Source organism: Teredinibacter haidensis (assembly GCF_014211975.1).
Classification (GTDB): domain Bacteria; phylum Pseudomonadota; class Gammaproteobacteria; order Pseudomonadales; family Cellvibrionaceae; genus Teredinibacter; species Teredinibacter haidensis.
On sequence record NZ_CP060084.1, the window covers coordinates 2,898,649 to 2,923,423 of the forward strand.

The 24,775-nt window shown below is 47.7% G+C and carries 21 protein-coding genes and 1 other RNA gene; 17 read left to right on the forward strand and 5 right to left on the reverse strand.

Going from position 1 to position 24,775, the window contains the following annotated elements:
* The first annotated feature begins 152 nt into the window (after window positions 1–152).
* A complete protein-coding gene (gene recN / locus H5715_RS11505) occupies window positions 153–1,811 on the forward strand; it encodes a DNA repair protein RecN (protein ID WP_075187861.1) in 1,659 nt (552 codons plus the stop codon).
* A gap of 175 nt (window positions 1,812–1,986) precedes the next feature.
* Here the strand turns inward: recN and fur are convergent, their stop codons facing one another.
* Complete coding sequence (fur, locus tag H5715_RS11510) at window positions 1,987–2,397, reverse strand: ferric iron uptake transcriptional regulator (protein ID WP_075187684.1); 411 nt, start codon at window positions 2,395–2,397, stop codon at window positions 1,987–1,989.
* A gap of 80 nt (window positions 2,398–2,477) precedes the next feature.
* On the opposite strand from fur, the gene H5715_RS11515 reads away from it, so the two are divergent.
* Complete coding sequence (locus tag H5715_RS11515; protein ID WP_075187685.1) at window positions 2,478–2,903, forward strand: outer membrane protein assembly factor BamE; 426 nt, start codon at window positions 2,478–2,480, stop codon at window positions 2,901–2,903.
* 13 nt (window positions 2,904–2,916) lie between these two features.
* Here H5715_RS11515 and H5715_RS11520 read toward each other — a convergent pair whose 3' ends face one another.
* Genes H5715_RS11520 through H5715_RS11530 form a run of 3 tightly spaced genes read right to left on the reverse strand, consistent with a single transcriptional unit; the run spans window position 2,917 to window position 5,047 of the window.
* Window positions 2,917–3,234, reverse strand: coding sequence for an RnfH family protein (locus tag H5715_RS11520; protein ID WP_075187686.1), 318 nt, complete (start codon window positions 3,232–3,234; stop codon window positions 2,917–2,919).
* Between the two features lie 11 nt (window positions 3,235–3,245).
* Complete coding sequence (locus H5715_RS11525) at window positions 3,246–3,680, reverse strand: type II toxin-antitoxin system RatA family toxin (RefSeq protein ID WP_075187687.1); 435 nt, start codon at window positions 3,678–3,680, stop codon at window positions 3,246–3,248.
* On the reverse strand, window positions 3,680–5,047 hold the full coding sequence (locus tag H5715_RS11530; protein ID WP_075187688.1) for a sodium-dependent transporter: 1,368 nt from the start codon (window positions 5,045–5,047) through the stop codon (window positions 3,680–3,682). The genes H5715_RS11525 and H5715_RS11530 overlap by 1 nt, the downstream gene beginning before the upstream one ends.
* Window positions 5,048–5,451: 404 nt before the next feature.
* Between H5715_RS11530 and smpB the strand changes: the two genes are divergently transcribed.
* The gene (gene smpB, locus H5715_RS11535; RefSeq protein ID WP_075187689.1) at window positions 5,452–5,928 is read left to right on the forward strand and encodes an SsrA-binding protein SmpB; all 477 of its coding nucleotides are present in this window, start codon (window positions 5,452–5,454) and stop codon (window positions 5,926–5,928) included.
* Between the two features lie 5 nt (window positions 5,929–5,933).
* On the opposite strand, the gene H5715_RS11540 is transcribed toward smpB, so the two are convergent.
* The gene (locus tag H5715_RS11540; protein ID WP_075187690.1) at window positions 5,934–7,505 is read right to left on the reverse strand and encodes a fused MFS/spermidine synthase; all 1,572 of its coding nucleotides are present in this window, start codon (window positions 7,503–7,505) and stop codon (window positions 5,934–5,936) included.
* A 311-nt stretch (window positions 7,506–7,816) separates the two neighbouring features.
* On the opposite strand from H5715_RS11540, the gene ssrA reads away from it, so the two are divergent.
* From ssrA to H5715_RS11610, 14 genes are all read left to right on the forward strand, one after another.
* Window positions 7,817–8,209, forward strand: a transfer-messenger RNA (tmRNA) gene (gene ssrA / locus H5715_RS11545).
* Window positions 8,210–8,449: 240 nt separating this feature from the next.
* Entirely contained in the window at window positions 8,450–9,166 is a 717-nt protein-coding gene (locus H5715_RS11550) for an integrase arm-type DNA-binding domain-containing protein (protein WP_425507041.1), read from the forward strand.
* Between the two features lie 253 nt (window positions 9,167–9,419).
* On the forward strand, window positions 9,420–9,491 hold the full coding sequence (locus tag H5715_RS20260) for a type II toxin-antitoxin system HigB family toxin (protein WP_246434778.1): 72 nt from the start codon (window positions 9,420–9,422) through the stop codon (window positions 9,489–9,491).
* A gap of 108 nt (window positions 9,492–9,599) precedes the next feature.
* Window positions 9,600–9,725: a hypothetical protein gene (locus H5715_RS20585; protein WP_425506994.1), complete on the forward strand. Its 126-nt coding sequence runs from the start codon at window positions 9,600–9,602 to the stop codon at window positions 9,723–9,725.
* Between the two features lie 496 nt (window positions 9,726–10,221).
* The gene (locus H5715_RS11565; RefSeq protein ID WP_075187692.1) at window positions 10,222–13,554 is read left to right on the forward strand and encodes a glycosyltransferase family 2 protein; all 3,333 of its coding nucleotides are present in this window, start codon (window positions 10,222–10,224) and stop codon (window positions 13,552–13,554) included.
* Between the two features lie 6 nt (window positions 13,555–13,560).
* On the forward strand, window positions 13,561–14,619 hold the full coding sequence (gene ybiA / locus H5715_RS11570) for a riboflavin biosynthesis intermediates N-glycosidase (RefSeq protein ID WP_075187693.1): 1,059 nt from the start codon (window positions 13,561–13,563) through the stop codon (window positions 14,617–14,619).
* Complete coding sequence (locus H5715_RS11575) at window positions 14,607–16,040, forward strand: asparagine synthetase B family protein (RefSeq protein WP_075187694.1); 1,434 nt, start codon at window positions 14,607–14,609, stop codon at window positions 16,038–16,040. Before ybiA ends, H5715_RS11575 begins: the two co-directional genes overlap by 13 nt.
* Complete coding sequence (locus tag H5715_RS11580; RefSeq protein ID WP_075187695.1) at window positions 16,037–16,744, forward strand: arylamine N-acetyltransferase family protein; 708 nt, start codon at window positions 16,037–16,039, stop codon at window positions 16,742–16,744. The genes H5715_RS11575 and H5715_RS11580 overlap by 4 nt, the downstream gene beginning before the upstream one ends.
* 227 nt (window positions 16,745–16,971) lie before the next feature.
* The gene (locus tag H5715_RS11585) at window positions 16,972–17,307 is read left to right on the forward strand and encodes a hypothetical protein (protein ID WP_175574334.1); all 336 of its coding nucleotides are present in this window, start codon (window positions 16,972–16,974) and stop codon (window positions 17,305–17,307) included.
* A gap of 62 nt (window positions 17,308–17,369) precedes the next feature.
* Window positions 17,370–18,647 carry a TolC family protein gene (locus H5715_RS11590; RefSeq protein WP_075187696.1) on the forward strand — a complete coding sequence of 426 codons (1,278 nt, stop codon included), beginning with the start codon at window positions 17,370–17,372 and terminating at the stop codon, window positions 18,645–18,647.
* A gap of 71 nt (window positions 18,648–18,718) precedes the next feature.
* The gene (locus H5715_RS11595; RefSeq protein WP_139309920.1) at window positions 18,719–19,699 is read left to right on the forward strand and encodes an efflux RND transporter periplasmic adaptor subunit; all 981 of its coding nucleotides are present in this window, start codon (window positions 18,719–18,721) and stop codon (window positions 19,697–19,699) included.
* An 11-nt stretch (window positions 19,700–19,710) separates the two neighbouring features.
* Complete coding sequence (locus tag H5715_RS11600; RefSeq protein WP_075187698.1) at window positions 19,711–22,836, forward strand: efflux RND transporter permease subunit; 3,126 nt, start codon at window positions 19,711–19,713, stop codon at window positions 22,834–22,836.
* Between the two features lie 289 nt (window positions 22,837–23,125).
* A complete protein-coding gene (locus H5715_RS11605) occupies window positions 23,126–23,587 on the forward strand; it encodes a hypothetical protein (RefSeq protein ID WP_075187699.1) in 462 nt (153 codons plus the stop codon).
* A gap of 26 nt (window positions 23,588–23,613) precedes the next feature.
* Window positions 23,614–24,600 carry a FlgO family outer membrane protein gene (locus H5715_RS11610; RefSeq protein WP_075187700.1) on the forward strand — a complete coding sequence of 329 codons (987 nt, stop codon included), beginning with the start codon at window positions 23,614–23,616 and terminating at the stop codon, window positions 24,598–24,600.
* The last annotated feature ends 175 nt before the right edge of the window (window positions 24,601–24,775 follow it).

The window sequence follows — 24,775 nt, forward strand, 5'->3', positions numbered from 1 at the left end:
AGTGAGCAATATGGGGACAGCACGCTCACATTCAAGGCCATTTTTTGGCATGGATTACACAGATCAAAAACTGGTGGCAAAGCCAGCACTTGTACTGTATAAATAACCACCATAAAGCACTGTATAAAAACACACCCAAAAAGGAGCGAGCCGTGCTAACCCATCTGCATATCACCGATTTCACGCTGGTAGATCAATTGGATTTGGAGCTAGACAAAGGCCTCACCACCATTACCGGCGAAACCGGTGCGGGCAAATCCATTATGCTTGATGCTCTTGGTTTGGCTATGGGCGACAGAACCGACGCGGACAAGATCCGGCCCGGCTGTAAAAAGGCCGATATTCACGCCAGCTTCGATATCTCAGCCCTCGACTATGCACAAAAGTGGCTGGCAGAGCACGAGCTGGCCGATGGCGACGACTGTATTCTGCGCCGGGTAATAACGGCAGAAGGCCGCTCCCGCGCATTTATTAACGGCCAAACCGTTACCCTTAATCAACTGCGCTCCCTTGGGGAAATGCTGATCAACATACACAGCCAGCACGAGCACCAATCGCTACTCGACAGCAAGACCCATCAGCGATTGCTCGACGCCTTTGGCGGTTTACGACCACTCGCTAAGCAAGTAAAAGATACCTACCGGAACTGGCACGCGGCCAACAGCCAGCTAGAAGGCATCAAAAACCAAAACGAAGACCTTAACGCTCGCTTTCAGCTCTTGCATTACCAGGTGGAAGAGCTCGATCAGCTCTCCCTAGAGCCCGGGGAGCTAGAACAGCTGGAGCGGGAACAGCGAAGACTGGCCAACGCCGAAACCATTAATGGCAACTGCAGCCATGTGCTCAGTCTCTGCTCCGACGATGAAGGCCTGCAGGACAGACTCAATCATGGCTTACAGTTATTGGTAGCGCTGCAGGAAAAACCCGAAGCACTACAGGAAGCCGAAGGCTTGCTGCACAACGCGCTTATTCATATACAAGAGGCACAGTCGGAGCTGGATCGCTACCTCAACAGCCAGGAACAGGACGAATCCCGCCTGACCGAGGTAGAGCAGCGCCTGAGTACCATCTACGAAATCGCCCGCAAACATCGCATTGCGCCAGATAAATTGGCGCAGCTTCACCAGAACCTATCGGCGGAACTGGGCAAATTGCAAAGTGGCGATGACCAAGTCGGAGAACTGGAACAACAACTACAGGAAACCCTGAAAATCTACCAGCAGCTTTCTGCTGAACTATCACAGCAGCGCCAGTTTGCCAGCGCTCGCCTGACCAAGGCCGTAAACGACAGGCTGGCACAGCTGGCCATGAACAATGCAAAACTGAGCATTGCCTTGCACACCAACGATACGCCCACATCCTCCGGCAACGAATCTGCAGAATTACTGATAAGCACCAACCCCGGTCAAGCAGCAAAACCCCTCGTCAAAATTGCCTCTGGAGGCGAACTTTCACGGGTGAGCTTGGCTATCCAAGTCGTCACAGCACAAACGTCCACCACCCCCACACTGGTTTTCGACGAAGTGGATGTCGGCATTGGAGGCACCACCGGGGATGAAGTGGGCAAACTATTGCGAGAGCTAGGCAGCAACGCCCAGGTACTCTGTGTGACCCATTTAGCTCAGGTGGCCAGCAAGGGACGCCAGCACCTGCTGGTAAGTAAAGCAAGTAACCCTAAGACAGGAACCCTTTCTTCAGTTAAATCCTTAACGAAGCAGGAAAAAGTGGCTGAAATTGCGCGAATGATGGGAGGAGATATAGATTCAAAACGATCACTCGCCCATGCGAAGGAAATGTTAAGTACCGCCTGAGGCGCTGAACAGCGCCACTAAGCGAGAACTTAAGGAGCCTACGAAGAGCCTTCGGGGTACAGCTGCCGGAGCTTTGCCTTTCAGGCAATAGCCCCCCCCTGAACCCATCAAGCGTGGGGCGCTCCTGAAAGCAGCAAAGCAAGTGCTACACCCATAAAGCTCTTAGCTGCATCGCTCAACTATTGAGGGGTTTAACATATAAAACCAAACTATGACCGGTTATCTCATAACCGTGGTCTTCTGCTATCTCCCGCTGCAGCTGCTCGATCTTATCATTATGAAACTCCACAACCTTGCCAGTCTCAGTACACACCATATGATCGTGGTGATCACCGCGATCCAACTCAAAGACTGAATGACCGCCATCAAAATTGTGGCGCTCAACCAAGCCGGCACTCTCAAACTGGGTCAAAACCCGGTAAACCGTAGCCAAACCAACATCTTCACCTGCATCTAGTAGCAGCTTATAGACGTCTTCTGCGCTAAGATGACGTTCTGCGGAATTTTCTAGGATTTGAAGAATCTTAACTCTCGGCAGTGTGACCTTTAGGCCTGCTTTGCGCAATTCTTGGTTTTCTACTGCCATTTAGATGCTCCTATGGACTTCTCATGTGATAAACAGATCGGGTATTATCCCCGGCCAATTGATTTTCGGAAACCCCTGGCATGCAATTTGTTTTAAAAACGGCATTATTAATTATAACAATCATAGTAGCCACCAGCTGCTCTCGCCTCCAATTCCCTTGGGTCTATCGCATATACATTCAACAAGGCAATTTTGTTGAGAAGGATATGACAGAACAACTCGAAGTCGGCATGACTCCCGAACAGGTTCGCTACGTTATGGGCAGCCCCCTGGTCGCCGACACCTTCCACCCAGACCGCTGGGATTATTATTTTGCTCTCAAGCGCGGCGAAAAACAGCTACAAGAATACCACCTCAGCATATTCTTTGAAGACGGCAAGCTCGCCCGCTGGGAAGGTGACATCGACAAAGAGTCCAGCAGCAAGGTCGACCCCGACCAAGAAGGCACTAACGACAAACCCAAAGAGGGCGCCCCAGTCCCGGTTGAAGTCACTCCAGCCACATAGCGCTACGCGATAATCAGCTAGTTTTAGCCTTTTCTGCCCGCTTGCGCCGAACCTCTTTCGGATCGGCAATCAGCGGGCGATATATTTCTACCCTGTCCCCCGCCAGCAACACATGCTCTTTAGCGGGCTTTAAGCCTTTGGTACCCAAGGCCTGACCGAAAATCCCCATCTTGGCGTTTTCAATATCCAGCTCAGGGAAAAACTTCGCAATGCCCGACTTTTCAACAGCGAGCATAGCCGTGGTTCCGGGCTCCACCAACAAGGCGATTATTTTTTGCTTATGGGGCAGAGCGTAGGCCACTTCGACTTGAATCGGTTCAATATCACTCATCGTGGGATACCTCAGGAATATAGCTGCTTAGCGCGGTTACACAAGGTTGAAACCTGTTCAGATGCCACATGCTCAAACAGCTTGCCTGCGGCGAGGGCGACGAGTCTATTGGAAAACTCGAACTCAATCCAGAAACTTACCTTACAAGCGTTCTCAGCCAGGGGCTGAAACACCCACTCCCCCTCCAACGATTTGAAAGGGCCTTCCACCAAGCGAAGGTGCATGAACTCCGGGCGCCTAAACGTATTATGAGTAACGAAAGATTGCCGAATGCCCGCCTTTTCGAGGTGCAAACGCGCCTCTAGCCAATCGGCTTCTCGCGCAAGTAACTCGGCCCCCACGCAACCAGGCATATACTGCGGGTAAGACTCGAAGTCATTCACCAAATCGAACATCTGCTCTGCACTAAAGGCAACCAGTGCTGAACGCTCTATACGCTTTGCCATTAACCTTTAAACTTATCAGCAAGGCTGAAAATCATCACCAGCGCCACCAGCGCAGGCGATATATAACGCACTACAAATAGCCAAATTTCAAACAGTGGGTGCCCTTCGGCGTCCATCTCCGAGGCAACAATCGCTCGTCGCATCAACCAACCCACAAATAGGGCTATAAACAAACCACCAAGGGGCAACATAATCTGGGAAGTGAGAAAATCCAGCGATTCAAATACATAGATGCCCGAAGCGGGTTTGTCTTCGAGCCAGTTGTTCGACCAGATACAACCCAAACCACCCAACCAGGCTACCAACGTCAGCGCTATTGTTGCCGTTACACGGTTAAATCTTTTGGTTTCCGACAACCAGGCGACGCCGGGTTCGATCAACGAAACAGCTGAACTCCACGCCGCGACAGCAACCAACACAAAAAACAGGGTTCCAAAAATTTGTCCCCCGGCCATATTCCCAAAAGCCACCGGCAAGCTAACAAACATCAACCCCGGCCCCGCACTGGGCTCGATCCCCGGAGAGGCAAACACAATGGGGAAAATCGCTAAACCCGCCACCAGGGCAACAACCGTATCCAGCACACCAACGGTAACAATGGTTCGCCCCACGTTGGCGTGGTCCGGCATATAGGCTCCATAAGCCATAATGGAACCCATGCCCAGACTCAAGGTGAAGAAAGCGTGGCCCAGAGCAACTAGAACACCATCCCACGACAGCTTGCCGAACTTAAAATCGAACAGAAAACGGAACGCTGAAGCAAAATCGCCGTTGGTAAACCCGTAAACGAGTAATATGGCGAGTACAACAAAAAGGAATGGCATCAGAACGCGAGCAACCATCCCCAGGCCCTTGGTCACTCCAGCGGCAACCACCGCCAGCGTCATCACCGAGAACAGGCTATGCCAAAGTGTTAACCGCCCTGTATCCTGTAAAAGACCACCAAACAGGCTTCCCGCTTCATCGCCACTAATTCCGGAAAAACCGCCGCCAGCAGAGGCTACGACATAATTCAACGCCCAACCGGCAACCACACTATAGAACGCCATAATCATCAAACCGGCAACAACACCCATCCAGCCAATACCCGTCCATCCACCGTGTAATCCGGCCTCGCTCGTTACATAACGCATGGAATTGATCGGGCTCATACGGCCACGGCGACCAATCAACACTTCCGCCATCATGATTGGAATACCAACCACAGCAATACACAGCAAATACACCAACACAAATGCACCACCGCCGTTTTCGCCCGCTATATAGGGAAATTTCCATATATTGCCCAAGCCAACGGCCGACCCAGTTGCCGCCAGAATAAAGGTCCAGCGGTTGGCCCACACGCCGTGCATTTTTCGTTGATCCATTCCACCCCCCAGAAGCGTAATGATTAAAAAGCAGATAAATGCGCGATTGTAGCGGTAAATAGCCGCAAACTTAAGGCCATCTGAACAGGTTCAGCACCATCACCTCATAATAAACGGCCACCTTTTAAAAAAAGGCCGTCATTCCAACGACGAAATGACGGCCTTTGCTGTGCTTCGTTGCACACTACCAAGCACACTATGGCCGACCCACAATTTACTAGAACGGCAAATTTACAGTCGCACAGACATAGCCTAGCATCGGAAACAGGGCATATATCATCGAAGCCGATATCAGCAGAAATTAGCATCCCCCTATGCGCCCCTAGCCAGAGCCCCCTGTCTGCAGAGAATTATCCCTGGATTTAGCTGGCCCCAATCCGAGTCTCCCCCTATAATCCGCCCCTATGGCCAAGAAGAAAAAAACCAGTAGTAACACCATCGCGCAAAACCGTAGGGCACGGCACGATTACTTTATCGAAGACCGCTTAGAGGCTGGAATAGCACTCGCGGGCTGGGAAGTTAAGGCGCTTCGCGCCGGGCACGGTCAACTGACCGAAAGTTACGTCATCTTCCACAGAGGCGAAGCCTGGCTCCATGGCGCGCAAATCCAGCCACTACCGCAAGCATCGACACATTTCGTTACCGAGCCAATCCGGCCGCGCAAACTGCTTATGCACCGCAAGGAATTAAGCAAGTTACACGAAGCTACAACGCAAAAAGGTCACACCATCGTAGCTATGGCCATGTACTGGAAGCGGCACCTCGTTAAATGCGAAATAGCCGTGGCCAAAGGCAAGCAACAGCACGACAAACGACAAACCGAAAAAGAGCGCGATTGGAACAAACAAAAACAGCGGATAATGCAAAATAAGGCAGACTAGGCCGCTTAACGAAACAAAATCGACTCACCAACCCGTGCCACCAGCACATCGCGATAATGCTCAGCTTTCGCCATTTGCAGGTACTCTAGCGGGTTGTAATCATCCGTAATCAACTCACCACCCTCGGCATTAATGTGAAATTCCCGAGGAGCCAACCAATGGGCAACGTTCTCTGCCGCAGGGTGCTCGCTTAATAGCACCGGCGCATCAGACACCATAAAAATAAAATCATTAAACGGCTCTTCCGGCATAGCCACATAGGTTTTGCGATAGGCAAAATTCTGGTCCAACGTCAGCGCAATAGACTTCACCGGCTTCAATTTTTCCGCCTCGGTAAAACCAACAAAATTTACCGCCAAAATGCCGCCGGGCTTTAGCTTGGTCTTTAACTCCCCAATCATTTCCTGGCTAAGCAGATGGAAGGGCTCGGCACCGCCGGTGAAACAATCGTGAACAATCAGATCGTACTGCTCATCCAACTGCTTAATCCGGTATCGCGCATCCCCCACCAACACCTTTCCCGTTGGTTGGAAATCAAAAAACTCCCGCGCAGCATGAGCGACCGCCGGATCAATCTCAATCGCATCCGTTTGCACACCATAACGCTGAAAATCACCAACCAAATGCCCTGCACCCAAGCCAACCAACAAGGCTTTTTTAGCCCCCGGTTTAAACCAGGGAAGCAAACGCACAACCGCCTGATAAGCCAACAAACCACGGCCACTCCGATTATCTTCGGCACCAATCGTAGAGGCATCAGACATTAGCCAGCGAATATTTTTTTTCGGCTGATCCACCACCCTCACCCAACCATAATGAGTTTCCTGCTCGAATAGAACCTCGTAACCCTGCATCGCACCACCGCGCGCTCCATTCTGAAGCTGCCAAACCGCACTACCACCAACAAACACAACAACCGCCAACGTGGCGACGGAAAAACGACGGTGGATATTTGTATAAATCGCCAAACCAAATGCCAGGCACGCCAGCAACAAGCTCAGCACCAGCAAAATCGCATGCGTACCGAACAAAGGCAACAAAAAGAAGCCCAGCAACAGCGTTCCAAACACACTGCCAACAGTGCTAATAGCGTAGACACTACCCGACGTTGAACCCACATCCTCCACCTGCTGCGTTGCCATTTGAATCACAAAGGGGCCAGCCATACCCAGAAAAACCAAGCACGGCGTAAATAAAATAAACGCACTGGACAACGCACCGAAACGCAACCCGAGCGGATTACAAAATATCTGCACCGCTTCACTCACCAGCGGGATAAGGCTAATCGTAACCGCCGCAAAAAAAACCGCGTGCGGCAAACGGAATATCGTTTTCCTATCCGCAAGCACTCCGCCAAAATAATAACCGACGGCAAGCGCCAAAAGAGAAACGGACAACAAAGAAGACCACACGATTAAACTTACACCGTAATAAGGACCAATAATACGAGTCCCTAATAGCTCAACCATCATAACCGCCGCCCCCGTAATGGAGACAGTTCCGTAAAAAACGCACTTATCAAAAAAACTTAACCGCCTGACGCGGCGAGGCAACTTCCTATCTGGTCGATTATTCATAACGATTTGCTTCTGAGAAAAGAAAGACAATTTGCACAAGTGAGCTTTTGATAAAGCGGGAGCGAAAGACTTGCACGAGTTATTATTGTTGGTTTACTACTCGCCAGCAGTAGAACACGGAAATGAAAGTCGCGTGACACAAGGTTCATAATGGCCGCAATAGCCAGAAGTTATCGGTTTCGAGTGCCACCCCGCTCAATCAAGCGACAAGGCACAACACCAAAGCCCCCACAAACACCCCGTCATCCCCTAGGAGCTAAGCTACATTTGCGATATACTGCGCTGCTGGCCAGTGAAAGTTGGTCGATTTCGGGGGCGATTAGGATTCGACGCCGGTATCAAAGCCCAAGGTGCATGTCGTGATGGTAGCCAATCACGTTAATCCAAAGCTGCAAACTAATCAGTTGCCAATGATGACAACTACGGTGCCCAACTAGCTGCGTAAGTAGCCTGTGAAGCACCATCTAGTGGTTCGCCGCTAGCGGTCTTTAGTAAGGTGCCAGTACCGCGCAAAAGACTGTCATATAGAACTGGATAGCTGTGACATTTAGATCGTGATGCCATTGCGAAACCTAAAGCGAACTCGCTCACCACGTCCTGCCCGCCGGGCTGTGAATGGGCTAAATTAATTGACGGAAACTAAACATGTAGAGCCGAGGATGGCGAACTGACGGACGGGGGTTCAAATCCCCCCGCCTCCACCAAACTAGGGTTTTAGCAAACCCAAAGAAGACCGAAAAAGCCTGTAATTCCAACGAGTTACGGGATTTTTTGTGCCTATAAGGTTTTAGAAGTCACCAAAACATCCTACTTTTTTAGCGGTACGCTTAGTAGTACCATGGTAGTACAGCTATAAACGGTACTACTAAAATGGCGAGAACAACCAAGCCCCTAACCAACACAGAAGTTAAGCAAGCCAAAGCCAAAGAAAAGGTTTATACGCTATCAGATGGCGGCGGCTTAGAGTTAAGCCCAATGGCTCGAAGCTATGGTTGTTCGATTACTACCGGCCATTCACTAAAAAGCGTACCAGCCTAAGCTTTGGCAGCTACCCTGAAATTTCCATTGCGGAAGCTCGCGGTAAACGACAAGCCGCGCGCGAACTACTAGCTAAAGATACCGACCCCAAAGAACACCGCGACGAACAAACCCTGATTAACGAAACATCTCACAGCAATACCCTGCAGCACGTGGCTAGCCAGTGGCTCGAAGTAAAGAAATCCAAAGTATCCGCGAACCATGCTTTAGATACATGGCGCTCCCTCGAAGGTCATATATTTCCCGACCTCGGCAAACTTCCAATTCATAAGATTACAGCCGTAAAGGCAATTAAACCCATTGCCGCTAAAGGCCATTTAGAAACGGTGAAACGCCTCTGCCAACGGCTAAATGAAATCATGGTGCATGCGGTTAACACCCCACCAATACAAAGCTTTTGGACTTGCACAGTCGGGGTTACCGCCATGGATGGCCCGAAGCACCGATTAGCCCTCAGGACTTGCGAGAAAATAGGGGTATTTATCGCGCCTGCACCTAATCTGTCCACCCAGCTTTATGAAAACAGCCCCCTTCGAACCTCGGCAACCGCTCCCTGCATTCCACCACCGCCTAAATCCCATGCAGTCACGGAAGCCCCTATTAACTGCCACGGGGGATTGTAGAGCTCTCTTTGCACCATCAGTGATTGATCTCATTTCATTTCGATTCTCCGGTATATTTTAGTTGATCAAGTCCCATAACGGGACTAGCATTGATCTCGTGAGAATAATCGCCTTATCAACACCGAAAGTGTTTTCGGAAAACAACCCCGAATACCTGGATGTAAAAGAGCCGACACTCGCTTGACGCCGTCATGTATTCCATGTTTATTGGGGCTCACCCGCCGATGTTAAGCAGGACTTCAATAACGCCAGTATCCTTAAAGATAATCGAGTAGTTTTCAATACCGCTGGGAATAAGTATCGACTTGTAGCCTTGATCAATTAAACCTACGGAATTGTATACGCCCGTTTTATCGGCACCCATGCTCAGCATAACAAGATTGATGCACAAACTATTTAATTGCCCCCTATTGTAGAAGCAGTAGGAACGACTATGGACATCAAACCGATTAAAACTGATGCCGACTACCTAGCCGCATTGACAGAAGTTGAAAGCCTAATGACGGCCTCACCGGAACCGCCAGAAGGTGAAAAGCTGGACTTAATGGTCAGCCCATGAAGGGAAGTATTTACCAATGGGACTGCCAGACCCTGTTGAGGCAATCAAATTCGAAATGAAACGCAAAGACTTAATAGTAAAAGATTCGGAACCGATGATCGGTAGGAGTAACTGCGTTTATGAAATTTTGAATCACAAACGTTCACTAACCTTTAAGATGATCTGGAAGCTGCATGAAGGTTTGGGTATTCCAGCAGAATCTTTGATCAAACCAGCGCAAGTCCGTACATGATCGCCAAGCTGTTGGAGATATACCTCCAACCTCTCTTACGTTGATGAGAAACTAGCTGAACTCGGACAAGAAAAAAGTGCCTAGTAGAGCTGCACTAGCTAGCATAAGCAGCAAAACTCAATATCAAATTGAACTATCAACTCCACCGGTTTGACTTGCGATAGAAAGAAAAGGCTTATAAAGTAAGCCATATACGTTTTTAAGCATTTGGACATATCTGATTGAAGTGTTTCTTCTAATTATTCAAAGAAATTGGTTTACAGCTTGAGCTCCCCAGATGTAGCAGTTATTATTGCGACCAAAAACAGACCTGGCCTACTAAAACAACGAGCCCTAAAATCAGTTTCTAATCAGTCCAGATTACCGAATCACCTTATTGTAGTAGATGACTCTCCAAAGCATGTGCAACGAGAAAATAGACTAACCCTCGAATCCCTTCCACCAACTGCCTTTCAAGTACATTATTTAATAAATCAGCGAACGCCTGGTGCCAGCGGCGCCTGGAATACGGCAATAGACCACCTTTTCTCACTGCAAATAAAATGCTTTGATTCGCTTTTTATAGCGTTCCTGGATGATGACGATGAATGGCACCCCAGCTACTTAGAAGAGTGCCTAGCGGTATCAACCACCAACCATTCCAATATAGTAGCAACAGGGTTCTATCGATTCGAAAGCGATGTTCGAGCGCCTATCGAGTGCTTACCCCCGAAGTCACTTAATGAAGACCTATTCTTGCGCGGAAACCCGGGTATTCAAAGCTCTAACTTATTCTTATCAATGGCTACCATGCTGATGGCAGGTGGTTTCGATGAGAGACTTCAAAGTTGCACTGATCGTGATTTGTGCATACGCCTCTGTGAATCAGGCAGTATTCGTTACTGCAGCATTAATAAACCGTTGCTAAACCACTATGCAGATAACGAGCGCCAACGACTCAGCAAACCAAATTCACCAGCAAAAAAAAATGGTTTGGCCGTATTTTGGCAGAAATACAATGCGCGGATGAATGATGCACAGCGTGAGGCCTTCCTTGAACGTGCGCAACGCCTGTTTAACTGGCAACCAAAGGCACCGACCCAATCCGCATCAAAGCAAACAGATCTAATCGCACTAATCCTAGGTATTGAACTTGCTAGCATCTCTATGAATGAGGTTAGTAAGGCCATTGAAAATATTCACCATGCAGGCAAACAACAGCTTGTCGCCTTTAATCTCGTATTGACTGCAAACCAGAGCGTGGATTTGCACGAGCTTAGTATATTTCTTAATTTCTTAAGCCAATTAGGAATTAACTATTACAACCTTTGTGACAGACAAGTATACATCAAAACGGCTACGGTACATGTAGCCAATAAAAATATTGGCTACAGTGCTTGGATAATAAATAACTGGCAAATAAAAGACATCTCATCACGTACGAACCAAAATGACGTTTTAGAAATACTGATGGAATTGGGTGCTCGCCAATTGCGCGACACCAACCTTAATCCTCAGCTCTTCAAGCTGAAACCAGCTCTCTGTCAAGCAATACAAAAATGCCGTATCGACGCTGCACATGCACGCATCAAAAAACTTCTCAATGTTGGCAGTCTACAACTTCTTGGCATCGGCTCAGAAGCCGTAGTAATGGCCGATCAAGAGCGCGTTTTTAAATGCATCGACTACTGGAAAACCCGTACACCAGTTGAGCAGATCAAGTTTTTACAACACTACAGCACGCAATGGCATGGGCTACCGGGCTTATATGTCTTAGACGTTATCCCCGACGGCAACACCCTCGTGTTAACTTATGCTTATGAGGCTAGCACTCCATACCAAGGTGGTAACCGCGAGCAAGTGATTAACTTACTGCATAGTTGTAGCAAGTCGGGAATTGTGTGCAATGACATTCACCCAAAAAACCTGATTAACACTCAAAACGAAGTAAAACTGATTGACTATGGCTCGGATATTCGGCCATGGAATGAATTGGGTTTTGAACACATGGCGCGGCGCGCGTATTTAACTATTCACCATGCCGATCATCCGCGACTCAAGGACTTAATGCATCAATCGCTTAGCACTATTGACCTACCGGAGATGAAAGGCTACTCAGTATTTCGCCATCTATTAGTCGGCATTGACTGCAATCTAAAACAGGTGCAACAAGCCAGACTACCACTAGAAAGACCTTCAGAATTATCAACGAAGTTTGAACTAATTGTCGGAGTGATTACTGCTGATGCCTACAAGCTATTACCATTACTCAATAGCATTGCCGACCTTGCACAATGTCGTTTTTTATCCAGGGTAAGTACCATCGTACTCTGCAACGGTTGCTCGGCCAGTACTATCCATGCAGTGAATGCGCAGAGCAAGCGAGCATTGGGAATAGTGCAAATCATTAGTGAAGCAGAACAAATCTTAGATGCTGAAAGCGGTGTTTTTGGCCCCGACTTAGTAAGCCGCCCCCACGGCCAAGTGGGCATCGCACAAGCTAGAAGCATGCTACAAAAATACGTTGGCTTAGCATGCCTGGCAAGCTCAAATAGTATTGCTTGGATTCTCGATGATGATATGCGCTTAGATGCTCGAGCCAAACAGTACCTCCCATGGTTGCCAAGCTTTAAACAAAAAGGTGTTGATGTGTTGATTGGGCAATACGAAAACTCCTCGCCCAACCCTCCGCTAAATGGCCTACGCGGTCAACTATTAGACCTTTTACATAACTTACGCTGGCTAGATAACCTACCAAGTAATATCGCACTGCCGGACCGCAGCAAAGAAAACAAAGCGCTTCGAGACAAATACCCCGATTATTACTACGACTTATCACGCAAGCATACCGCACATATCGAAGCACCATTTTGGCTTATACCCGCGTACCAAGGCGAAACCGTCGCGGAAGCCCGCGCCCGCTTGTTTGCTTATGCTCCGTTACTGGTCACCGGGTACCCACTGACCCGCAGTATCATCCCAACATGCCCAGCAGAACCACTGGCGGCAGCGGAAGATACCGTAAACCGTGGCGGTAACACCCTTGTACTGAATCCCATTGCGCTAACACATACACCCAATCTAATTCCAAAAATAGCTGGGCGAGAAATACGCCGATCAGACATGGTCTGGGCAATTATAAACAAACATCATCATGGATTGAGCATTAAAAGTGCGCCGTTCCCTGTACAGCACATAGGCAGCACACAACGCGAGAAAACGCTGGATCTAAGTAAGGTGCAGGATGAACTCATGGGCTCGGCACTGTACGCCGGACTCCAAAAATTTTTACATTCTAAACCAGATCACAGCCTAGAATTTACCCCATCTGAAATAACCGACGTTTGGCAGGCAACCAAAGCCTCACGTAACAGTCGCTTGGTTCGATTACAATATAGCGTCTACAGAATTAAAGGTCTAACACAAGCATTAGCTAATTATCCTGAGCTGACCGAGCTAAGTTCATACCTGACCCGATCTTTCACTTCAGCCACGATAACCCAGCTAGAAGCAAAGGTTAAAAAAATGAACGAGCACCATGTAAGCGAATTCCTTTCTCAAATCGTGCAGCAGAGCAACCGCTTTGCCTTTGCACGCAAAAAAATTGGAAACAACTGAATAAAAATGCCATTTCAAAACTACTGTGAACTACCAACGCCACACGGCACATTTAGAATGTACGACGCCAGTAACGAATTACTACGAGTGGTAACGTTTGGCGACATTAATAAGCTAGGTAGTAAGCCGATACTCCGCCTGCACTCATCGTGCTTGGCCTCCGAAGTATTTGACGCGCAAGACTGTGACTGCGCAGACCAATTGCGCGAGTCAATGAAAGTCATTGCACACGAAGGTGGCGGCATTATATTTCACCTGCATCAAGAAGGCCGAGGGCAAGGCTTGTCGAACAAGATTCAAGCAATCTTTAAAATGCAAACCGAAGCACTGGATACCGCCGAATCATTTCAAGCAATGGGCTTAGAGCAGGACATTCGTGATTACACTCCAGCTATCGAAGTATTAAAGAAAATGACGATAAAGGAAGTACGCTTGATCTCAAATAATCCGCGTAAACGGTGCGCCTTGGAGCTAGCAGGTATTAAGGTAGAAGTTGTTAATACGCACCCGAAAGTACGACCCGAAAATGCGAAATATTTGCAAAGCAAGAATGACAAACTAGGCCACTGCGTGCCTCTCGGTTACGCGACAGGCAGCACTAAAGTAATCCACTTTTATCATTCCGACCAAACGTGGGGAGAGTTCTCAAACTTTTCACCCCATGCAGTATATCTAAATGGCAAAATATGGACCACGGCCGAACACTTCTACCAAGCGCAAAAATTTAACGATCTAGCCCTACAAGAGCAGGTTCGCTGTGCGGCGAGCCCAATACTAGCCAAGCAAAGCGCCAAGCGGCTTGAAGAACAACACTGCGAGCTCAACTGGCGAAACATAAAAGATGACGTAATGTGGCAAGCAATTACAGCGAAATTTACCCAGCACCCTGAGCTCAAAGCCTTATTATTATCCACCCAACAATGTCACATTGCCGAACATACCCCCAACGACAACTACTGGGGGGACGCAGAAAACGGTACAGGTTTAAACCGTCTCGGCGAACTACTAATGCAACTACGCACGGAGCTTCGAACCAACCAAGAAAAAGAATCATGTGTGGAATAGCAGTACTCTACGGTGCAACTGCAGAGAAAATTTTACCATCCACCTTAGCTCGACTATCCCATCGTGGACCAGACGACCAGCATTGTTGGATAAGTGGTCAATTGGCTATTGGTTTCGCACGCCTAGCAATTAACGATGAAAGCATATCCGGCCGCCAGCCATATCAATTAGGCGATGTCGTTGGAGTGATCAATGGCGAAGTTTATAATGCAGATGCCTTAGCACAAAAATACTGTTTAGTGCCAAAGAATAAGTGTGATACCCACATCGTTGTACCCTTATTTGCAAAAGTGGGCGAGCAAGTACTTTCTGAACTAGATGGTTTCTATTCAGGCGTGCTTTACCTACAGAGTAGCAATAGGCTATATCTGCTGCGTGATCACATGGGGAAAAAGCCACTGTTTTTTGGCCAAGGCGATGGTAACTTATTCGTGGTAAGCGAACTAAAAGCAATTCAAAGCATCGAATGGTTTAAGCAAGTGCCGCTTGGCATTAGCCAGATAGATTTAACTTCGGGTAAGCTAACTCAAATTTCAAAACGCTTTCCACGCGCCACCACACCCAGCTTGACTGAAGCGATGAAACAAGCCGTTATTAAACGTTTACCAAAACAGCAGTTTGGTATCTTTCTTAGCGGCGGCTTAGATAGCTCTATAATTGCGGCACTAGCGAACCAACATCGCCGAGACATCACCTATTTCGCACTTGGCAACGCAGATAGTTCTGATATTGCTAAGGTTAACACGATTGTAAAGCACCTGGAGTTAACCAATGTTCACTACATCCCACTGCCAAAAGAAAAAAAACTCCCCGAGCTGATTGGCAAAGTAGTCTTCGCTACTGAAAGTTACAATCCATCGATAATTAGCAACGGGCTTGCAACCTATTTACTAGCCAAGAAAGCACACCAGCAAGGCCTAAAGGTAGTACTGACAGGTGACGGTGCGGATGAGCTTTTTGCAGGCTATCACGAAAATCTCACCAAGCAAGAGTGGCAGTTAATTCGCACTAAACTAATAAGCGATATGTGCTTTACCGAGCTTCGCCGCCTAGATAAGTGCTGCATGGCTCACAGCATTGAAGCTCGCTGCCCTTTCTTAGACCGAGCGGTAAAGCAAATTTCTGACAACCTAGAACACCATCATTTTTATCAATACGGCCAAAACAAAGTGGCTCTAAGAGAGGCGTTTGGTCACCTATTGCCCGCCGAAATCGCTTTCCGTAAAAAGACGTCTTTTGATGTCGGCAGTGGCATTCGTAAAATGATAGTGAACCACCTAACGCGAAGCGGAAATTCAGAATTATCCGAGCTTAAGAAAATTTGGCAAAAAATGTTTTCTAATCATGCGAATAATCCCTATTTTTTTAGCTACCCAACCTTTGATACAGCCATTGCTAAACGTGGAGAAACCCACAGATGACGGTACAACTTGCCCAACAAATACTACTCAAAAAATTTAGGCAAGAGCCATTTCATAATCTCTATTTACTCAACAATCTACAGCCCACCATAACCGCATACGGTGGTACCTGCTCAGATAAAACGCTGAGTTACCTAACAACAGCAAAAGCAGCGGGCCTAGATGCACACCTGCATTCCGCCCGCATTGGTGGACGAAACATCCACCGTTTGATCCGGCTTGAGATAGATAACCATCGCTACTTTGCTGATATTGGCAATGGCTGGCCATCGATTTATCTATATTCCACCACAGGCCGCACGGAATATGAGTGCTACGGTATGCGTTTTAGGAGTGAGATACTAAATGGCGTAATCAAAATTTATCATCGCAAGTGTGGCGTAGAAAAACTGCAAATGGAAATCGACATTGCAGAAAAATCAGAAAACGATATACGTCAAGCCATTGCCATGCGATTTTTCAACAATATTACCTACCCATTTAGCAACCAGCTACGCTTCTCAATGGTTGTTGGAGAAAGCTTCCTGTTTATTCGTAATACCCAACTAGAGATATACAGAGACAATGGTATGGAAGTAATTCCTAACATTAGCAGGGAAAGCCTATCCACGGTTGTAGCCGAATATTTTGGCTATGATTTGGATCCGATAATGACCAGAGTTTGCAATTCAACAACCCAAAAACAAATATCGCCCCAAAACTAGTGTTGGGCCATCGAAAATCAGATGCCAAAGAGCGCGTGACTATTCACTGGCCATGCTTCAGCACAATCAATGGGGTTCAAATCCCCCCCCTGAAACACATCACAACCTATAAGCTGAGCGTGCAGCACTGGGTGGAATTTCTGCATCAATACTTGAACTAATTTGCGTCCTCTGTAGACTAATATGAACTACTTGCTACAAACGAAATGGCCTTTTAATTGTTCGACGTGTGTCTAAGACTGGTACTGCTCGCCCTGATACCGCTGCAATTAATTGCAGCGGTCGCTGACCCACATCAATTTCACCAACCCAGTAACCAGCACGAAATAATTGCTGAGCATGTACATGACCAATCCTCGGCTGAAGCCAAGGGTGCAGCCGAACAACAAGGTGATACTCTCGATTGCCACCACTGTTGCCACTGCCACAGTATGGCCAGCACAGTATTACCGGTGTCGTTTTGCCATATTTCGCCCACGAATAACCAATCGGTAACGTTCACCCAAAGGGATGAATACTCATCCCAAGCTCCTCCGTCTCTTTACCGCCCTCCAATTGTTTAGTCCTCGCCTTTAGAAATAGTCGAATTATTTCGGCATATCGATTCATTTAGCAGGACTCAAATATGTTTTTCAACCAACACTCGGGCTCACGCCTGCGTTTATACGCAGGCGTAGGGCTAATTTTATTCTCTGTCGTATCGACGAAGGCATTTGCCCAAAATAGCGATCAATCGTTATCTCTTCAGCAAGCCATTACGAAGACCTTGGCACGAAACCCACAACTTCATCAATTCAATATTAAAAAGGAGGGTTTGCTAGGTCGCCGAAAGCTCAGCGAGCTAAGACCAGCCTTAAATGTCGGCCTCGAGGTTGACAATTTTGGCGGTAGCGGCAATTTGGCAGGCACTCAATCTGCAGAAACAACACTTGCTTTGTCTTCCGTCATCGAATTCGGGGGGAAGCGTCTTGCTCGAGTATCAGTCACAGACGCACAAATTCAAGCGTTCAACGATCATCGTCAAGCCTTTACGTTGGATGTTTTGGGTGAGCTCACAAGCTGCTTTATACGGGCACTTGAGGTTCAAGCGTTATCAGCGCTTGCCAAAGATACACGTGATCTGGCGCAAAATACCCTAGCGATCGTTAAAAACCGATCTAAGCAAGGCGCCGCGCCAGAGGCTGAAGTCAAGCGAGCGAAATCAGCTTTCTCTCAGGCGCAGCTTCAGGTAAATGCGCTGGAGCAACAATACCAACGATTACGGATCAAGATCGCCGCCTATTGGGGAGAGACTTCGCCCAACTGGACCACACTAAATGGAAAGATCGATGCCTTTGGACAGTCATCAGATTTTGCCACGCTCTATGATCGAGCCCAAAAATCACCGGCAATAAACCAACTTGCCAGTAAAGCACGCTTGAAGAAGGCCGAGGTCTCGCTCGCGAGAACACAATCCATATCGAATCTCAGCTGGCAGCTCGGCGTACGTCGATTTGAAGATAGCGGTGACACCGCATTCACGGCGGGTGTATCGATCCCGCTATCTACTGGCAAACGTAGCAGAGGCGCACTGAAATCCGCCTTGGCCGCTGAAAGTGAGGTGGTGTACGAGCGTCAAACAGCTCTCCTAAAACTGCATGTATTGTTGTTTGAAGCCTATTCTCAGCGGCAACAGCATATCGCGGCAGTAAAGGTATTTCGCACGACTATTCTACCGGATTTAAATGCCGTCTTAGCCTCAACGCAGCGCGCCTATGAAACAGGGCGTTACAGCTATCAAGACTGGATAGCTGCACAAAAAGAGTTGCTCGATGCGAAACGATCATTCATTGAGAATGCGGCGGCAGCATCGATCAATCAGGCAATTATCGAACAGTTAATTGCCGAGCCACTCCATTCCTAAGCACGCATAACTCAATAAGCCAATTTTTATTTCAGTGTTGATAGAAAACGCTGAAAAGACAGGATTAAATAGTGAAAAAATCATTAATTGTATTTTGTATTGTTTTTTATTCAAGCCTCACCGTTACAGTTCAAAGCAGTGATTCACAGGACCACAAACTCGTTGAAGATCATGCCCACCAAAAGGGGCTTGACCGCGTAGAAAACTCAAATCATGAGGATGGAGATGAGCGCAGACATAGTGAAGAAGGCGCTACTGAAATTGATGACGCCATGGCCCTCCAAGTGGGAATTGAGGTAGCGCAAACAGGCCCGCAAACGCTCCACCAAACATTCACAAGTTATGGGCGGTTAGCGACCGCACCAGAGCACACCAGCCACGTTCGTGCGCGGTTTCCTGGTGTTGTCCGGTCAGTGGCCGTCAATATGGGTGATCAAGTGAGTACGGGTGACCTTCTTGCCATTATTGAATCCAATGAAAGCTTAAAGCGCTACGAAGTTCGCGCACCGATCAGCGGCACAATTATTCAGCGCCATGCTAACGCAGGAGAAATGACACAAGCACAAGTATTGTTTTCGATTTCAAGCTTTGAATCGTTATGGGTTGAATTGCGCATCTTCCCGATACAACAGCAATCGCTCAACATTGGACAGCCCGTTCATATTACGGCGGGAGAGAAGCATTTTGATACGCACATTTCCCATTTACTGCCCTCCGAAGATACTTCGCCTTACCTTATCGCCCGCGCCAAAATCAGTAACAAGGAAAATAATTGGTTTCCGGGCCTTATGGTTGAAGGGAAAATCGTCATAAGCGAATTCGAAACATCGATTGCTGTAAAAAAATCGGCTCTACAAACCATGGGCGGCCGCACCGGCATATTTGTCAAAGAGCATGACGACTATCGATTTACTGCACTTGTTCTTGGGCAAAGCGATGATAACTTCTCAGAAGTGCTTTCGGGTGTTCAAGCAAACACAGAGTATGTGACGAAAAATAGCTATCTCATAAAAGCAGATATCGAAAAATCAGAAGCTGAACACGAACACTAAGGGGGGGTGAAATGATTGATTCAATTTTACGCCTTGCCATTGAGCGGCGTTTATTATTCTTGTGCAGTATTTTTTTAATCGTGGGTATTGGTATCTGGAGTTACCAAAAATTGCCTATTGACGCCGTACCCGATATTACCAACGTTCAGGTGCAAATTAATACGGCGGCTCCAGGTTATTCGCCGCTGGAGACAGAGCAGCGCATTACCTATCCAGTAGAGACAGCATTGGCGGGATTACCCAATCTGGCCTATACCCGATCCGTATCTCGTTATGGTCTTTCGCAAGTAACGGTTGTCTTCGATGAAGGATCCGACATCTACTTCGCGCGAAACTTAATTAACACAAAACTAGGCGCAATTAAAAGTGGTCTACCGCCAGGTATGGAGCCAGAGATGGGTCCTATCTCTACAGGGCTGGGTGAAATATTTATGTACACCGTACAGGCTCAGCCTGGAGCGGTGCAAAGCAATGGTCAGCACTACGACGCCACGGCCTTACGTGAAATTCAAGACTGGATTATCAAGCCCCAATTGGCACAAGTAAAAGGGGTTGTGGAAGTCAACAGTATTGGCGGCTACAACAAGCAATACCACATTACCCCAGACATTCAAAAGCTCTTACATTTTGACGTGGGGATGGCAGATATCGTCCGAGCATTGGAAGCCAATAATAACAATCGTGGCGCCGGTTATATCGAACGCAACGGTCAGCAGTTGTTGGTGCGCTCCCCCGGCCAGCTGGCAACGATAGAAGAGATCGCCAATGTGATTGTAGCGGAAAACAATACGATACCCGTTAAAATTGCAGATGTTGCGAGCATCGGCATAGGCAAAGAATTGCGCTCAGGCGCAGCAACGCAAGACGGCGTCGAGACCGTGCTCGGAACTGCCATGATGTTGATCGGCGAGAACTCCCGAACGGTTGCACGCGATGTGGCGCAGCGCCTTGAGGTAATTCAGAGCTCTCTGCCGGAAGGCGTCATTGCGATGCCTGTATATGATCGTACTGCGTTAGTCGACAAGGCCATTGCCACGGTAAGCAAGAACCTCTTGGAAGGTGCATTACTCGTAGTGGTTGTGTTGTTTTTATTGCTAGGTAATCTCCGTGCTGCGTTGATTACCGCAGCCGTGATTCCACTGACCATGCTGATGACGATTACAGGCATGGTCAAAACCGGTGTGTCGGCTAATTTGATGAGCTTGGGGGCTTTAGATTTTGGATTGATCGTCGACGGTGCGGTAATTATCGTCGACAACGCCATTCGTCGCTTATCTCACGCACAGCATGAGGGACAATTGGACTTACGCGAGCGCTTAAATGTCGTTTACGAATCCACCTCCGAAGTAATTCGTCCCAGCCTCTTCGGCGTTGCAATTATTACCGTCGTGTATATTCCCATTTTTTTACTCACCGGCGTTGAAGGAAAAATGTTCCATCCTATGGCTGCCACAGTTGTAATGGCGTTAATCTCAGCCATGGTGTTGTCATTAACCGTGGTGCCTGCCGCTGTAGCTGTATTTTTAAAAGGAAAAATCAGCGCAAAAGAAGGAGTGGTGATTCGCGGAGCCAAGTCAGCGTACGAACCCATGTTGTTGCTCGCATTAAAATTTCGTTGGGTCGTCGTGGCCAGTGCGAGTGCTCTTGTAGCGTTTTCGCTTTGGCTGGCGACAACTTTGGGTTCCGAATTTGTACCGCAACTCAACGAAGGCGATATTGCGCTGCACGCTATGCGAATTCCTGGAACCGGATTAGAGCAGGCCGTGGAAATGCAGGAATTGTTAGAGCTGCGTATCAAAACCTTTCCTCAAGTCGATAAAGTGTTCGCTCGCATCGGTACCGCAGAAGTGGCTACTGACCCTATGCCACCCAACGTCGCAGATAATTTCGTAATTTTAAAGCCGCGTGCGCTGTGGCCAGATCCCTCACTGACCAAGCAAGAGTTGGTTGAACAAATGGCAAAATCACTCGAAGAATTACCTGGTAACAATTACGAATTCACCCAACCCATTCAAATGCGATTCAATGAACTAATCTCTGGAGTTCGCGCTGATTTGGGTATCAAGGTGTTCGGCGATGATTTGGACCAACTGATCCTAACGGCCAACGATATTTTAAAAACCCTCAACAATATCGACGGTGCTGCCGATGCTCGAGTAGAGCAAGTCACCGGGCTGCCCACCTTGTCGATCATCCCCAAGCGCACGGCCCTGGGTCGTTATGGCCTTAATGTATCTGAGTTACAAAATTGGGTGGCTACGGCGATTGCTGGCGAGAGTGCGGGAATATTGTATGAAGGTGACCGACGTTTTCAGCTGGTAGTTCGCCTACCGGAAACAGAGCGGCGTGACATCGAACGTTTAGCATTTTTACCAGTACCACTGCCCAACGGTGACTATGTTCCTCTATCAGAAATTGCTACTTTGGATCTTTCTCCTGCCCCGGCACAAATTAGTCGTGAAAACGGTAAACGCCGTATTGTTGTTACCGCCAACGTACGCGGTCGAGACCTCGGTGGGTTTGTAGAAGATGTTAAAAAACAAATAGCTGTACAAATAGATATTCCTGCCGGCTATTGGCTTGATTATGGCGGTACCTTTGAGCAACTGGAATCCGCGAGCAAACGATTGTCATTAGTCGTACCGTTAACCTTACTGCTCATAATTGGTTTGTTAGTTATGGCTTTTGGCTCCCTAAAAGATGCGTTGATTACCTTCAGTGGTGTGCCGTTGGCTCTAACAGGCGGTGTTTTAGCATTGGCTTTACGCGACATGCCCATGTCCATTTCAGCGGGCATTGGTTTTATCGCCTTATCGGGCGTTGCAGTTTTAAACGGCTTAGTCATGTTAGCGTTTATTCGCGACCTATGGCATGAAAAAGGCGATTTAATACTAGCAGTTACTGAAGGAGCCCTGGTCCGCTTGCGACCGGTACTTATGACCGCACTAGTAGCCAGCCTTGGTTTTATGCCAATGGCTTTAAACACGGGAACTGGCGCAGAAGTTCAACGTCCGTTGGCTACCGTTGTTATTGGAGGGATTATTTCTTCTACCTTGTTAACGTTACTCGTGCTACCAGTCCTTTACCATTGGTTTCATAAAAACGATCAAGGTAAAGTTTCGAACGCGAATCGCTAACGGACATAAGTAGAAAGGCGCGGCAACAATCCAAGGCTGCGCCTTGATGAATCCCACGAATATAAAAGAGAGGAAAATTAATGGCTCTGCCCCCATTAGATCTAAACAATATAGCAAGGGGATTTCCACCAACTTGGCGTGTAATTACTTATTTAGCCTAGATGTACTGCCCCAATGGCACCCATTTATCTTTTCCACTAAAGATGGTTGATCGTGATGACGAAATACGGATAGACTCTATTTTGTGCAACATTTCGCTGTGTAATACAGGGATAAGAGGGAACTTCGAGTGAGTGAGCACCTACCAATCTGGAAGCGCCCGGCTGTTCTCGCAATCATTGGAATTGTGTTGGCATTCCCACCCAGTTTAGTGGCTTTGGTTCAACTCTTCTCTTCTTCAGGTGACCAATCAGCAATAGAAACACAAAACCCACGCGTCACACCCACAGAAAATTTTAATTCGCCCTCTCCCACAACCCCAATAAAAACCAACCTTACTCTGAACACAGGGAAAAGCGTACGAGATGAAATCGCACTAACATATTTCAGTGCAGAATTCCAAGAGCTGCAGGGAAAACAATTCGCCAAGCTAGTGGCTGCCCCAGATGGACGCCAAGCCGTGCACAAACCGATATTCAACGCTGGTCAAAGCCTGGTGTTTGATGGCGCTAAAGGAAAATTTAAAGCCACAGTCCTAACGTTGGATTTTCAGCAGCAGCGGCTGGAAATAAAAGTAACGGAAGTGAACTAAACCACACAAACAGCAGGGATAAAATAATGATAAAGCAAAAACTTATAGGACTATGCCACTGCTTATTCGCTGGAATCTTACTTTTAACGCTCAGCCAAGCGAATGCCGCTGGCAACCTCGATGAGGGCGTAAAAGATCTGGCGAAACAGATTTCAGTCAACATGAAAGGCAACAATAAACGCAAGATTGCCGTTATTGAATTCAGCAACCTTAATGACGAAGTATCCGCGTTCGGGCAATTTCTAGCCGAAGAATTAATTACGCAGCTATACATGCTGAAAACAGATCAGTTTGAAGTGGTCGAGCGCCGCCAACTGCTGAAAGTATTAAATGAGCAAGGCCTAGGCACATCTGGTTTGCTCGACGCCGACGCCATGAGCCAAGTCGGAAAGATTCTGGGGGTCGATGCGATCGTTACGGGGTCTGTTACTAATCTGGGGAATACAGTAAAAGTGAATGCGCGAATGATCTCCGTAACAACGGCAAAAATATTCGCTGTTGCGGCCACCAACATCCCCAAAGTCGGTACCGTTTCCCAGCTGATGGATAAAAAAGCGAAAAAAGTAAAATCTGCGAGCTCTGGTAGCGTAATAAAAGCAACATCTGAAAACGCCGAAAAACCGAAGCATGGCATTATGAGTATATCGACCAATATACTAACCCTGAGCCTAGACTCATGCGAAAAAAATGGGACTTCCGTCGTATGTACCGTGTATGCACGCAACGATGATGAAAATAATGATCTAGATATCTATGTTTACGCAAAAAGTGGCGGCACTAACGCCCGAATTTTAGATAACTACGGGAGAGAAACCCTCGCAAACAACGTCTCCATTGGCGGTAAAAGCAGTGGAAGATACTTTATACATACCTTTGTTGCCGGTGTCTCAACACCAATCGTCTACACATTTAACAGTGTCGCCTCGGATGCATCGAGTATATCTCTGTTTGATATGCACTTTAACGCAAACAACAAAGCCTTTAACGGCAAGCTGCGCAAAATTCATCTCTAGTCGCCTAGCTATAGCCTCCGAGTCAAGCCACAAGAACAGTGGCTTATAGCTTCCATCAATGGCCTGCCCTGTCATTCCCGCAGCATGCCATACGGAAGCACTGCTCGCTAACCTCGCGCGGCCCCCTCTGCAACAATCTCAAAACCTAAATTGCGTTACACCTCGTTTATACATT

Coding starts and splice junctions, on each gene's coding strand:
- fur (WP_075187684.1), bottom strand. CDS start 2,397: ATGGCAGTAGAAAACCAAGAATTGCGCAAAGCAGGCCTAAAGGTCACA.
- H5715_RS11515 (WP_075187685.1), top strand. CDS start 2,478: ATGCAATTTGTTTTAAAAACGGCATTATTAATTATAACAATCATAGTA.
- H5715_RS11520 (WP_075187686.1), bottom strand. CDS start 3,234: ATGAGTGATATTGAACCGATTCAAGTCGAAGTGGCCTACGCTCTGCCC.
- H5715_RS11525 (WP_075187687.1), bottom strand. CDS start 3,680: ATGGCAAAGCGTATAGAGCGTTCAGCACTGGTTGCCTTTAGTGCAGAG.
- H5715_RS11530 (WP_075187688.1), bottom strand. CDS start 5,047: ATGGATCAACGAAAAATGCACGGCGTGTGGGCCAACCGCTGGACCTTT.
- smpB (WP_075187689.1), top strand. CDS start 5,452: ATGGCCAAGAAGAAAAAAACCAGTAGTAACACCATCGCGCAAAACCGT.
- H5715_RS11540 (WP_075187690.1), bottom strand. CDS start 7,505: ATGAATAATCGACCAGATAGGAAGTTGCCTCGCCGCGTCAGGCGGTTA.
- H5715_RS20585 (WP_425506994.1), top strand. CDS start 9,600: ATGGACATCAAACCGATTAAAACTGATGCCGACTACCTAGCCGCATTG.
- ybiA (WP_075187693.1), top strand. CDS start 13,561: ATGCCATTTCAAAACTACTGTGAACTACCAACGCCACACGGCACATTT.
- H5715_RS11575 (WP_075187694.1), top strand. CDS start 14,607: ATGTGTGGAATAGCAGTACTCTACGGTGCAACTGCAGAGAAAATTTTA.
- H5715_RS11580 (WP_075187695.1), top strand. CDS start 16,037: ATGACGGTACAACTTGCCCAACAAATACTACTCAAAAAATTTAGGCAA.
- H5715_RS11590 (WP_075187696.1), top strand. CDS start 17,370: ATGTTTTTCAACCAACACTCGGGCTCACGCCTGCGTTTATACGCAGGC.
- H5715_RS11600 (WP_075187698.1), top strand. CDS start 19,711: ATGATTGATTCAATTTTACGCCTTGCCATTGAGCGGCGTTTATTATTC.
- H5715_RS11610 (WP_075187700.1), top strand. CDS start 23,614: ATGATAAAGCAAAAACTTATAGGACTATGCCACTGCTTATTCGCTGGA.